The sequence below is a fragment of the Xanthomonas campestris pv. asclepiadis genome, from assembly GCF_020784175.1.
GTDB classification, from domain to species: Bacteria; Pseudomonadota; Gammaproteobacteria; order Xanthomonadales; family Xanthomonadaceae; genus Xanthomonas; species Xanthomonas campestris_D.
The window spans coordinates 1-12,666 of the sequence record NZ_JAJGQM010000077.1 but is presented as its reverse complement, the minus strand read 5'-3'; the positions used below and the strand labels follow the sequence as shown (position 1 = coordinate 12,666).

The following is a 12,666-nucleotide window of genomic DNA, read 5'->3' as shown; positions in this document are numbered from 1 at the left end:
CCAGAATCCGAACAGATAAGGCTCTTACGCGGCATCCATGCCGCGTAAGGTCCCGCGACGGTGAGCGGGCAAGGACCTGTCGAGATGGTCGGTGTGCACAGGCAAGCAGGGCATGACATGCATTAGCGATGCCGCTGTTTGAACTAGCCGCGTTTGCCTTTGGGCGAGTATGGCGAGCAGATTGATCAGGTGTAGAGCGTTTGATCTGCAACTTGACTGCAGCACCTGTGCCCGCCCACCAACCATTGCAGGACACGTTCCGATGTCCGCAATCGCGACGCTCCGATCATGCATGCAGGTCCTGCACATCTCCCATCTCTCGCCGGCGCGTTGGGTTCCATCGCCTGCTCTGAGCAGCAGGGCCGCAATCACCGCTATGCTGGCCGCCACATCAATCACGCCGATCTGCCATGTCCTTGTTCGCCATCGTTGCCGGCCTGTGCGTCGCTCTGCTGCATGTCTACATTCTGGTGTTGGAGATGGTGCTGTGGACACGGCCGCTGGGCCTGAAGACCTTCCGCAATACCCTTGAGAAGGCGCAGGCCACGCGCGTGCTGGCGGCCAACCAGGGCCTGTACAACGGCTTCCTGGCGGCAGGTCTGTTCTGGGGTGCATTGCAGGCCCGCAGCGATGTGCTGAGCTTCTTTCTGGGCTGTGTTGTCGTGGCAGGTTGCTACGGCGCCTACAGCGTCAACCGCCGCATCTTCTTTGTGCAGGCCTTGCCTGCGCTGATTGCCCTGGCGCTGCTGTGGTTGCCGCGCTGAGGCGGCTTGCTCGCTTTCTGTAGGAGCGGGCCTGCCCGCGATGAGGCGTTACCGGTAGAGCTTCATCGCGGGCAAGCCCGCTCCTACCAGGTGGTCCATCGGGATTGCAGTTGCTGGGAACTGGTCGAAGACGGTGACGGCAGGCAGTGCAGTTGCGAAATGCTCGGCCTCCACCACAGCCGGTCTCCACAAACGACAACGGCGGGCCGAAGCCCGCCGTCGTCTACTGTCACCTCGGCCTGAGCCTTACGCCGCTTCGCGCGGTTGCTGGGCCTGCGGCTTGTCGTAGTAGCTGGCCGCACGCAACTCATGCGGATCGAAGTCGTCCACGGCGATGGTGTCCATCATGATCTCGCGCAACTCTTCCAGCTGCTTGCGCTCGTCGATGGTGATCACGCCTTCGGCCACGGCCTCGTCCAGCTGCGCGGTGAAATCCAGCGCTTCGATGCCCTTGGTCTTGAGCGCCTTAAGGAACTTGCGCTCCACCGGCTCGGCCAGCACGGCCTTGGCCAGATAGCTGGCGATGCGTCCGCCCGGATTGTTGGCACATGGGGTCAGGAACACGCCCTGGCCCAGACGGTCGCGTGCTTCGTTCGGCGTCATCAGGATCGATGCGACGCGATGGCCCAGGCGGTCGCCCGGTGCTTCGGCACGACGGCCCAGCGGAAAGATCAGCACCCACATCAACCAGCCCACCGGCCGGATCGGGAAGTTGCGCAGCGCTGCGGACAGCGCAGTTTCGATCTTGTGCACGCTGTCATGGAACGCCCAGGCCAGCAGTGGCTGATCGGTCGCCGGCGCGCCTTCGTCGTGATAGCGCTTGAGCATCGCGCTGGTCAGGTAGATGTGGCTCAGTACATCGCCCAGACGGCCTGACAGCGATTCCTTGAACTTGAGCTTGCCGCCGAGCATCAGCATCGATACGTCGGCCATCAACGCCAGGTTGGCGGAATACCGATCCAGCTTGCGGAAGAAACGCCGCGTGTACGCATCGCCCGGCGCCGCACCGATGCGCGCACCGGTCAGCCCGAACCAGAACGAACGCACCGCGTTGGAGATACCGAAGCGGATATGCCCGAACAGGCTCTGGTCGAACTCTTCCAGGCCACGACGCGTATCCGGATCCTGCGCCGCCTTCATTTCCTTCATTACCCATGGATGGCACAGAATCGCGCCCTGGCCGAAGATCAGCAGGCTGCGGGTCATGATGTTGGCGCCTTCCACGGTCACGCCGATCGGTGCCGCCTGCCAGGCACGGCCGGCGAAGTTGCGCGGCCCCAGGATGATGCCCTTGCCGCCGATCACGTCCATCATGTCGCTGACCACTTCACGGCCCATAGTGGTGCAGTGATACTTGGCAATCGCCGACGGCACCGACGGCACATCGCCACGATCCACCGCCGCAGCAGTGGCCTGCGACAACGCACTGATCGCATACGCCTTGCCACCGATGCGCGCGAGCGCTTCTTCCACGCCCTCGAAGCGGCCGATCGACAGACCGAACTGCTTGCGAATGCGCGCATACGCGCCGGTGACCACCGCAGCGTACTTGCCGCCGCCGCTGGCGGTGGAGGGCAGGGTGATGGAACGACCCACCGCCAGACACTCGTTGAGCATGTTCCATCCCTTGCCGACCATCTCCACGCCGCCGATCAACTGGCTCAGCGGGATGAACACTTCCTCGCCGTGGATCGGGCCGTTCTGGAACGGCGAATTGAGCGGGAAATGGCGACGGCCGATTTCCACGCCGGGAGTTTCGCGCGGCAGCAGCGCCAGGGTGATGCCGATGTCCTTCTTGTCGCCGATCAGCCCATCCGGATCATAGGCACGGAACGCCAGGCCGATCAGCGAGGCGACCGGCGCCAGGGTGATGTAGCGCTTGTCGAAGGTGAGCTTGACGCCGAGCACGTTGGCGCCATTCCACTCGCCCTTGCAGACGATGCCGTAGTCGGGGATCGAGGTCGCATCGGAGCCAGCAAACGGACCGGTCAGGCCGAAACACGGCACCTCGGCACCCACCGCCAGACGCGGCAGGTAATAGTCCTTCTGTTCCGGCGTGCCGTAATGCAGCAGCAGCTCACCTGGCCCGAGCGAGTTGGGCACGCCGACGGTGGAGCTGACCACGCTGGAGATCGAGGACAGCTTCTGGATCACCTTGTGATGCGCCAGCGCACTGAAGCCCAGGCCGCCATACTGCTTGGGAATGATCATGCCGAAGAACTTGTTCTTCTTGATGTACTCCCACAGCTCCGGCGGCAGGTCGGCGTGGACATGAGTGATTTCCCAGTCGTTGACCATCTTGCACAGCTCTTCGACCGGGCCGTCCAGGAATGCCTGCTCTTCAGCGCTCAGTTGCGGCTTGGGATAGTTGAGCAGCTTCTGCCAGTCCGGGTCGCCGGTGAACAGCTCGCCTTCAAAGCCCACCGAGCCGGTTTCCAGCGCGATGCGTTCGGTTTGCGACAGCGGCGGCAGCACCTTGCGGAAGAAGCCCATCAGCGGCGTGGTCAGCAGCGGCTTGCGCAGGAATGGCAACAGCACCGGCGCGGAAACCAGCACCACCAGCACGGCAGCGACGATGGTTGCGGTGAGATTGGCACCCAGCAACCAGCAGGCCACCAGCACACAGGCGCTCAGCGCGACCCAGGTGGCAAGGCGCATGCGGTGATAGGCAGCGATGCCCGCCGCCAGGATGACGAGGAGGAACGGTGCAACGATGCTCATGGTCTTGCTCCAGTGACATGCTCGGTAATGTTGGACGCTGCGATGGTGCCAACCGGGGGCAGTGCGTCCAGATAATGCAACACGGTTGCGGTAAACGTGGTGTTGTCGTCGCCGGCCAGCATGTGCGTGGCATCGGGCAGATGCACATGCTGCGCATGCGGGGCGATCGACAGGAATTCGTTGATATTGTCCGGCGTGACCAGTTCGCTACGCCCGCCGCTGATCAGCAGCATCGGGCAACGCACCCGCGCGGCGGCGTCCAGCAAGGTCTGCTGCTGTGCGTGCGGATCCTGTCCTGCCAGTTCATCGACCAGCCGCGGATCCCAGTGCCAGTGCCAGCGCCCGTCTGCGCGCTGCCTCAGCAAGGCCTGCAACTGCTCGGCCGTCTTGCGCGGGCGCTGCGGCAAATACGCGGCAATCGCATCGGCGGCGGCATCCAGCGATGCGAAGCCATCCGGATGTGCGGTCATGAAACGCAGGATGCGCTCCACGCCCGCGGTATCCCAGCGCGGCGTGATGTCGACCAGCACGATCGCGCGAAACAGGCCTGGCCAGCGCGCTTCGGCAAGCAGGCCGAACAAGCCGCCCATCGATGCGGCAACCAGTACCGGCGGCTCGGGCTGCTCGCCGGCCAGCACGATCAAGTCATCGGTGAACTGCGTGGCCGAGTAGGGCAGGTCTGCGTCGTTGAAACCGGAGTCGCCATGACCGCGGGCATCGTAGGCCAGCGCCCTGTAGCCGGCGTCGGCCAGTCGGGCCGCAGTGCTTTCCCATGCATGCCGGGTTTGTCCAAACCCGTGCGCCAGCAGCACCGTCGGCGCGTGTTCCGTGCCGCGCACCGATACCGCAAGCGATGTCTCGCCAGCGTCGATGCGCGTGGTAGACGCACGATGGGCGAGGCTAGGAGAAGAGGTGACCATACCTCATGGTATGGACCTGCCTGGGTCGCTGTCAATACTCCTTGGTATGGACGGTTAAGCCATTGAATCGTGGCAGTTGTGTGTCCTTTTTGTGATGCATACTGCAACTGACTCAAGCGTATGGTTAAATCGCGGCAATGAATGACATCACCGACCCAAGCCTCACCACGCCCCGCGCCACGTCCGGTCGCGGCAACCGCCTCAGCGCGGACGATTGGGCGCAGGCCGCACTGGACCTGATCGCAGAACAAGGGGTGGGCGCCGTCGCGGTGGAGCCACTGGCACGCCGGCTCGGCGTGACCAAGGGCAGCTTCTACTGGCATTTCCCCTCGCGCGACGCGTTGCTGCAGGCAGCCCTGGAACGCTGGGAGATCTTTGAACAGAAGGAAGTATTCGGCAGCCTGGAAGACGTCCCTGACCCCAGCGCACGCCTGCGCGCGCTGTTCCAACTGGTCGCGCACGAAGTCAAACCGCACGTCATCTACAGCGAACTGCTCAAGGCACTCGACCACCCGGCCGTGCGCCCGGTCATCGACCGTGTCTCGCAGCGCCGTCTCGACTACCTGATCGCCTCGTTCCGCCAGGCCGGCCTGAGCCGCACCGACGCCCAACACCGTGCGCGCCTGGCCTACGCCGCCTATGTCGGCTTCCTGCAGCTCTCGCTGCAGTTGCAGCAGCCCAAGCAAGCCCGCGAAGACTTCGAAGCCTACGTCGAGCACGTGATTCAGACGTTGATTCCGGGCTAGGTTTCAGGCGTCCGACATACGTCGATGTCTGATCGTTGAGCAAAGAAAAACCGCGACTCTTTCGAGTCGCGGTTTTTTATTTACGTATTACTTAAGCGGACGAATATCAGAACTTCTGGGTGTAACGCATGTAGTAGAAGCGACCCGGGATTTCGTACTGCGAGTCAAAGCTGTTGGCAAATGCCGTTGCCGACTGCGGCGGATCGCGATCAAAGGCATTGTTCACACCCACAGTGACGCGGGCATTCCAGGGTGCTTTCCAGTAGGCGCTGATGTCTGTATAGGTGACACTCGGCACGTGGTTACGCGGAGCAGCTCCCGCACTGGTAACGCGATCGGCATCAGAGCAGAGCAGGCCGATATTGGTCGGGTTGGCCAAGTTGGCACCAGTACAGTTTTCGACCTGCGAGCTGTAATAACGCATTGCAACCGAGCTGCCGACGTCGCCCAGTTCCCAATTGGCCATCAGGTTAGAGCGCAAGCGCCAATTGTTGTCTCGCGCCGAGCCACCGCGATACAAACCCACACGCTCTTCGGGGTCCTGCAAAGGCTTGTCAACGGTGAACTTGGTTAAATAGGTTGAGTCCCAAACAAAGCTGAAGCTTCCCCACGCGGTTTCCGGCAAGCGATAGCCGAACGTGAAGTCAAAACCTTCGGCTTCGATGCTGGCAATGTTGCGAGGAACGGCAAGCATGTTCGAAATTTCACCGGTGCTTTCGCGGGTGATCAACGCACAGGTCGACTGGATGCCAGCGACATAGCAGCTGTCCAGCAATTCCTGGGCAGTCTGGGTATCGATCGCATTTTCAATCTTGACGGTCCACCAGTCGACTGCGATGTCCAGACCCGTCACGAAGCCTGGGCTGTAAACGAAGCCGAGCGTTTTGGATGTGGAGGTCTCAGGTCCGAGGGCCTCGCTGCCGCCTACGGTGGTGCGGATCTGCGAATTTGCCTGAGCATAAGGCGTTACACCTGCGCAGGAGCCCGGAATTGCACCGTTGACGCTACCATCGGTGTACGAGCCGGCGCACGGATCGCGAACGTCTTCAAAGGTGTCACTCACGCCCGAGAACAGTTCGCTGATGGACGGCGCCCGGAAACCTTCTGACCAGTTACCACGGATCATCAAGTCAGTGATGGGCTTCCAGCGAAAACCAAACTTGCTGTTGGTCGTGTCGCCGAAGTTGCTGTACTTGGAGTAACGCGTAGCCAAACTGAAATCGAGCAGCTGGGCGCCCGGCAAATCTGCCAACAGCGGCACTGCCAACTCGAGATAAGCTTCGTCCAAGTCGTACCCGCCACTGGTTGCGGTACGGGCATTGCCGGTTGTGTCACCGGAGTTGATCAACGCATCCGGATCGTCAAAACCGGATTCTTCCCGATGTTCAACGCCCAGCGAGAAGGCGAACGCACCTCCCTGCATATCGAACAGCTCGCCACCGATGCTGCCGTAGTAGCTCTTCTGCTCATAGCCGTAAACGTCATGTGCCTTGAAGCCGGCATAGTCAATCATCTCAGGCGTCATCGAACCGGCGCCGCCCAGCAGATTCAGCGGGACGCAGCCATCAATCGTCGAGGCAGCCGTACCGCAACGTGCCACACCGGTTGCATCGACAAAGGACGGACCCAGCGCATTCCGCAGAGCAGAAATATTGAAGAAGCCAGTCGTGATATCGGTCTGGTCATTCTTGCCGTAAAACATGCCCGCTTCCCAATTGAAGAAGCGGCTGCCAACTTCGAAGTCACCTTCGAAAGCGCCGTTGAAGCCGTACGTTTTGACGTTCTGCGAGTAGATGCGGCCGCCGGTCTCGTTTGCACGATACTGGATGTAGTCGATGTCACGGCCGAAGTTGTTATAGATGTTGTCGGCATCGATGACGATGTTGGCACCGTTGGTACCTGGGGCAGCGCGACCGAGCACGATCGGCATTGCCGCCAGAACCTGGGACGACTCGCGTTCGTTGTAGGTAACTGTCGTCTTGAAGCGCACGTTATCGGTGATGCTCAAACCTGCATCAGCGAAAACGGACTTACGCTCCTGAGGAGTTACCAAGTAGTTGGTCGGAGCGAAGTTGTAGCTGTCCGCTGCCGTATACGGCCGGGTAGTGGTACCACCGTTACCAGTCACAAAGTAGCCAGGCGCGCCATTCAGCCGCGTCGCACCATTGCTGGTGGCGCCGGTGGGGCCAAACACTGCAAAGCGACCGCTTGGAGTGGTTGAGCTGTTACCGGTACCAGGAACAGCACCAAACACTGGAACGGCAGAGATTTCGCGGTCACCCGCCCAAACGGGCTCTTCCTTTACATAACCCACGCCCAAGGTTGCGTGCCAACGATCGCCAGCCGAGCCAATTGTAAAATCATAGGACTCGCGGCTGCCGTCGCCTTTATCGTACTGACCGTAGTAGGCGTTTGCTTCCGCGCCGTCGAAGTTCTGACGCAGAATGATATTGACCACACCGGCGATAGCATCAGAGCCGTAGATCGTGGAAGCGCCATCCTTCAGGACTTCGATGCGCTCGACGGCAGCAGTCGGAATCGTGTTGAGGTCGACCGCGCCGCCCAGGCCGGTGCCGCCGACCCAGCGACGACCGTTGACCAGCACCAGGGTGCGGTTGGAGCCGAGGTTACGTAGGTTGACGCGGGTCTCACCGTTACCACCATTGTTGACGTTGGTGTTGAGTGCCGAGCCATTGGTGCTGATGTTCTGAATCACATCGCCGATCGAGGTCAAACCCTGCGATTCGATCTGCTGACGGCTCATGTTGAAGACCGGCTGCGATGTTTCCACGTCGGCGCGCTTGATGCGCGAACCGGTCACCTCGATCTTGTCGAGGTTGGTGGTGCCGCCGGCTTCCTGAGCGACGGCGGTACCGGTACCGCCGACGCCCACGACAAGCGCGAGGACGACTGCATCGCGCAGCTTGTTGGACTTGCAATTCATTAGCTCTCTCTCCAAGTGATCTTGGGTACTGCCAAGGGTTGTTTGCCTGTCGGGGTCCGAAAGAAGCGGATCCAAGACGCCAGGGTGAACCGATGGTATATGCGTTATGCGAGAAATTAAAGTCCCGTTAACGAAAAAGAAGAAAGATGTGAAAGCAAGCCTCGGACACACACGCGGAACGAAAAACGCCACCGGCTTCAAACCGATGGCGTCATGTAAAGTCATTTTAAATCAATGGCTTAGAGATCTTGCTCGTATCGAACGTACGGAATCGTACCGTCGCTGTTGCTCTCGTTGCTCGGCGCAAACGGGTTCTTGCCGCGGGAGATGACGTTCTCTGCGCCGACCGTCAACTGGCCGCTCCAGGGGGTTCGCCAGGTCAGGCCCAGGCCCAGGCCTTCCCACTTTTCCGGCTGGCCGGGGACGTCGACGACGCGGCCGATGACGTTGGCACTGAAGGCGCCGTAGCCGCCACCGACGCTCAGGGTCTTGCTGTCCCACTGGTCGGCGATCGCAGGCGAGACGTCGGCCAGCGGCACAAGACGCGCGCGCGCATAGGTGCCGCCGATCGAGACGAAGCCCTCGCGTCCGATGTTCTTTTGCCCGAACACGGTCAGGTCATTCTGTTCGACGCGTGTCAGCGGTGCCTTGCCGGCGCCGATCAACCAGGCCGGCAGGGTGTCGCGGCCGGTACCGGCGGTGACACCGGCGCGGGCACCAGCGCGGTTGAAGCCCAGGGTGGCCGAGACGCGGCGCGATGCAGCGGCGCTGTCTTCCTCGTCATCGCCGATGCCTGCGAGCAGACAGTGGCTGGCGAGTCCATTGATGTTGGTGCCGCGGCTGCTGTTGCAGATCAGGCCCAGCGAATCGCCGGAGGTCAGGCCGAAGGCTGCGTCCAGCGAATTGCGACCGAAGTGCCAGCGTGCGCCGGCCTTCTGCTCGCCGGTGGGCTCCAGGTACAGAAAGGCCTCGACCTTTCCGCTGCCCTTGTTCCACACCGGCAGGATGGTGCTCTCGCGCAACTGCTGGGATGCCGACTGCGCGTGCACACCCGTGGCTGCCGCGAGGGCAACCAGCAAAGCGAGCGGAAGGCGAAGAAGGTGTCGCATACCAGAGTTCAGACCCAGGGGCAGTTGTTAAGTTCCCGAGAGCGGGCAATCAGAATGCTAGGGTGTTTATGATTATTTAACAAGTAGCCGCGTTCCCCGGGATGCGCCGTCAACGCTATCTATTGCAACCTTTCCGGCGCGTCCAGCGACGGCTGCGCCTCGCTGAAAAGTACGTCCAGCGCGGTCAACGGAAAGTGATACTCACGCCCGCAGAACTCGCAGCGGACCTCGACCTCGCCGGTCGCCTCGGCAGCGGCGCGCGCCTCGTCTTCGCCCAGCGACTGCAGCATCGAAGCGACCCGCTCGCGCGAGCAGGAGCAGCCGAAGCTGAGCGGCTTGCTGCCCAGCAACTGGGTGTCTTCCTCGTGGAACAACCGGTGCAGCAGATCTTCGCTGGCGACCGAGAGCAATTCCGGTGCGCCGAGGGTGTCGAACAGCGCGCCGATGCGGGTCCAGCCATCGGTGTCGCCCTCGTCGCCGGGCAGCTTTTGCAGTAACAGGCCGGCGGCCTGGTCCGGGCCTGCGGCCAGCAGCAGCCGGGTCGGCAACTGCTCGGACTGATGGAAATAGGTCTCGAAGGCTTCGGCCAGATCCGGCGCCTGCATGCCGACCAGGCTCTGGTAGCGCTGCGGTTCGCGCGGGTCCAGGCCGGGGTTCTCGATGGTGATCGCCAGCAGCGCGGCCTCGCCCAGTTCGCGCAGGTCGGTGGGCGCATCGGCGCCGTCGGCCAGCTGCACGATGCCACGCAAGGTGCCGGCCGCAGTGCATTCGGCAAACAGGGTGCGCAGGGTCTGGTTGCCTCGCAGTTGCACCGACAGGCGCCCGTCGACCTTGGTGTGTCCGGTGAACAAGGCTGAGGCCACCGCTGCCTCGCCGAGCAACTGGCGTGCGGCGGGCGGGTAGTCGGCGGCCCCCTGGATGTCGTGCCAGGCCTGGGTCAGGCGCACATGGACGCCGCGCACGCCGGCAGCAGGCAGCAGGAAACGGGAAAGCTGATCGTGATCGGTCATGGGAACATCGGACGTGAGGGACGCCGGTTGCCGGATAATGCAACGAGCATCGGAATGAAAGGTCGTAGCGAACAATGGGGACGGACGCATTGGATGGCAAGCAGGGGGCGCCACCGCGGCGCGCGGGGCGCTGGCTGCGTTGGCTGTTGGCAGCCCCGCTGCTGTTCGCCGCCGCAAGCGTGCTGCAGGTGCTGGTGTTGCGGGTGATCGATCCGCCGATCAGCAGCATGATGGTGGGGCGCTATCTGGAAGCCTGGGGCGAGGGCGACTGGCGTTTTTCGTTGCACCAGCAATGGCGTGACTACGACAGGATCGCCGCGAGCCTGCCGATTTCGGTGGTGGCTGCGGAGGATCAGCAGTTTCCGCTGCATCACGGCTTCGACCTGCAGGCGATCGAAAAGGCGCGCGATCACAATGCGCGCGGCGGACGCGTGCGCGGGGCCAGCACGATCAGTCAGCAGGTCGCCAAGAACGTGTTCCTGTGGCAGGGCCGCAGTTGGGTGCGCAAAGGTCTGGAGGCGTGGTACACGGTGCTGATCGAGTTGCTGTGGCCGAAGCAGCGCATTCTGGAGATGTATCTCAACGTGGCCGAGTTCGGCGACGGGGTGTATGGCGCGCAGGCCGCTGCCCGGCAGTTCTGGGGCAAGGATGCGGCGGGGCTTTCGCCAACCGAGTCGGCGCGCCTGGCGGCGGTACTGCCTTCGCCACGCCGCTATGATGCACGCCGTCCCGGCGCCTATGTGCAACGGCGGACGGCATGGATCCAGCGGCAGGCGCGCCAGCTGGGTGGCCCTGCGTATCTGCAGGTTCCGTGAGCATGCAGACGTCCGGACCCGCGCACTTGCCGGTGGCAGCAGACCGCCTGACGGTGGTGATTGCGGCCTATAACGAGGAGACCAGCATTCCGCTGCTGCATCCGCGCCTGTGCACAGTGCTGGCCGGCTTGCATGGCGTGCAGACGCATGTGCTGTATGTCGATGATGGCAGCAGCGACGGCACCTGGAGCGTGCTGCAGGCACTTGCCGATGCCGACCCGCAGGTGAGCGCGGTGCGGCTGTCGCGTAATTTCGGCAAGGAAGTGGCCATTTCTGCCGGCCTGGACCATGTGTTGCCCGGTGCGGTGGTGCTGCTCGATGCCGATGGACAGGACCCGCCGGAGCTGATTCCCGAATTCGTCGCGCTGTGGCGCGCCGGTTACGACAACATCTTCGGCACGCGGATTTTTCGCGAGGGCGAGAGCTGGTTGAAGCGCAGCGCGGCGCACGCGTTCTATCGGGTGATCCGGCAGTTGTCGCGCACGCCGATTCCGGCCGATACCGGGGATTTTCGACTGCTGTCACCGCGGGTGGTGGAGGCCTTGCAGCAGCTGCGCGAGCGCCACCGTTTCATGAAGGGGCTGTTTGGCTGGGTCGGGTTTCGCCAGGTGGCGCTGCCGTATCGGCGTGCGCCGCGGCTGTCGGGGCGCAGCAAGTTCACGGTGTGGCGGCTGTGGAACTTCGCGCTGGATGGCATCACCAGTTTTTCCACCGTGCCACTGCGCGCGGCGACCTATCTGGGCTTGCTTACCGCGTTGGTGGCATTCCTGTTTGGCGGCTGGGTGGTGATCAAGGCGGCGCTGATGGGCGACCCGGTGGCCGGCTGGCCGACCATGATGTCGGTGATCCTGTTCCTGGGCGGCATCCAGCTGATCGCCCTGGGCCTGATCGGCGAATACCTTGGCCGGTTGTATGACGAGGCCAAGCAGCGCCCGCTATACCTGGTCGATACCCACCGCGGCGCGGTGGGAGTAGTCTGCGACCACCAGACCAAGCGCGGAGCGGGCCATGCAGACCGTACGACAGCTATTGGGGACCAAGCAGGTTGATGTGTTCGCGGTAGCGGCAGACGCCGCAGTGATCGAGGCAATCCGGATGATGGCCCAGAAAGGCATCGGCGCGGTATTGGTGATGGACGGACCACGGCTGGTCGGCATCGTGTCCGAGCGCGATTACGCGCGCAAGGTGGTGCTGCGCGATCGCGCCTCATCGACCACCAGCGTTGCCGAGATCATGAGCACCCAAGTGGTGACGGTGTCGCCGTCGGACACGGTGGAGCGCTGCATGCAGTTGATGACCGACGGACGCTTCCGGCATCTGCCGGTGGTCGACAACGGCCGCGTGCAGGGCGTGATTTCCATCGGCGATCTGGTCAAGGCGGTGATCGAAAGCCAGCAGCACGATATCGATCAGTTGCAGCGTTACATCGCCAGCTAGGGCCGTGCCGGCTACGTTCATTGCGCCTTATCTTGAACGACGCTGCTGCTCGACATAGCTGCGTGTGCATGTTGCGGGCGGATAGGTTAGCTGTAGAGCGATTGATCTGCGGGGTTGCTGCAAGGCCCTTGCCCGCCCACCATCGCAGGACACGCCGCAAGTACGTCCATGTAGCAACTGTGTTGTTGGAGGGGGTTCTG

At 62.6% G+C, this 12,666-nt stretch carries 10 protein-coding genes; 5 read left to right on the top strand and 5 right to left on the bottom strand.

Annotated elements, in window-relative coordinates; translation table 11 throughout:
• Positions 1-410 precede the first annotated feature (410 nt).
• On the top strand, positions 411-764 hold the full coding sequence (locus LL972_RS20940) for a DUF1304 domain-containing protein (protein WP_228329226.1): 354 nt from the start codon (positions 411-413) through the stop codon (positions 762-764).
• Positions 765-1,010: 246 nt separating this feature from the next.
• Here LL972_RS20940 and LL972_RS20935 read toward each other — a convergent pair whose 3' ends face one another.
• Together LL972_RS20935 and LL972_RS20930 are read right to left on the bottom strand one after the other, a co-directional pair.
• Positions 1,011-3,485 carry an acyl-CoA dehydrogenase gene (locus LL972_RS20935; RefSeq protein ID WP_228329224.1) on the bottom strand — a complete coding sequence of 825 codons (2,475 nt, stop codon included), beginning with the start codon at positions 3,483-3,485 and terminating at the stop codon, positions 1,011-1,013.
• A complete protein-coding gene (locus LL972_RS20930; protein ID WP_228329223.1) occupies positions 3,482-4,405 on the bottom strand; it encodes an alpha/beta fold hydrolase in 924 nt (307 codons plus the stop codon). Before LL972_RS20930 ends, LL972_RS20935 begins: the two co-directional genes overlap by 4 nt.
• 137 nt (positions 4,406-4,542) lie before the next feature.
• Between LL972_RS20930 and LL972_RS20925 the strand changes: the two genes are divergently transcribed.
• A complete protein-coding gene (locus LL972_RS20925; RefSeq protein WP_016902764.1) occupies positions 4,543-5,151 on the top strand; it encodes a TetR/AcrR family transcriptional regulator in 609 nt (202 codons plus the stop codon).
• 106 nt (positions 5,152-5,257) lie between these two features.
• On the opposite strand, the gene LL972_RS20920 is transcribed toward LL972_RS20925, so the two are convergent.
• From LL972_RS20920 to LL972_RS20910, 3 genes are all read right to left on the bottom strand, one after another.
• Entirely contained in the window at positions 5,258-8,095 is a 2,838-nt protein-coding gene (locus LL972_RS20920; protein ID WP_228329221.1) for a TonB-dependent receptor plug domain-containing protein, read from the bottom strand.
• Between the two features lie 239 nt (positions 8,096-8,334).
• Positions 8,335-9,171 (bottom strand): hypothetical protein, encoded by an 837-nt coding sequence (locus LL972_RS20915; protein WP_172453226.1) that lies wholly within the window; start codon positions 9,169-9,171, stop codon positions 8,335-8,337.
• 152 nt (positions 9,172-9,323) lie between these two features.
• Positions 9,324-10,214 carry an Hsp33 family molecular chaperone HslO gene (locus tag LL972_RS20910; protein ID WP_104625799.1) on the bottom strand — a complete coding sequence of 297 codons (891 nt, stop codon included), beginning with the start codon at positions 10,212-10,214 and terminating at the stop codon, positions 9,324-9,326.
• A 74-nt stretch (positions 10,215-10,288) separates the two neighbouring features.
• On the opposite strand from LL972_RS20910, the gene mtgA reads away from it, so the two are divergent.
• From mtgA to LL972_RS20895, 3 genes are read left to right on the top strand one after another with little or no spacing between them, the layout of a single operon-like run.
• Positions 10,289-11,029, top strand: coding sequence for a monofunctional biosynthetic peptidoglycan transglycosylase (gene mtgA, locus LL972_RS20905; RefSeq protein ID WP_228329219.1), 741 nt, complete (start codon positions 10,289-10,291; stop codon positions 11,027-11,029).
• Positions 11,030-11,031: 2 nt separating this feature from the next.
• Complete coding sequence (locus LL972_RS20900; RefSeq protein ID WP_228329218.1) at positions 11,032-12,078, top strand: glycosyltransferase family 2 protein; 1,047 nt, start codon at positions 11,032-11,034, stop codon at positions 12,076-12,078.
• Entirely contained in the window at positions 12,038-12,466 is a 429-nt protein-coding gene (locus tag LL972_RS20895; RefSeq protein WP_228329217.1) for a CBS domain-containing protein, read from the top strand. The genes LL972_RS20900 and LL972_RS20895 overlap by 41 nt, the downstream gene beginning before the upstream one ends.
• The last annotated feature ends 200 nt before the right edge of the window (positions 12,467-12,666 follow it).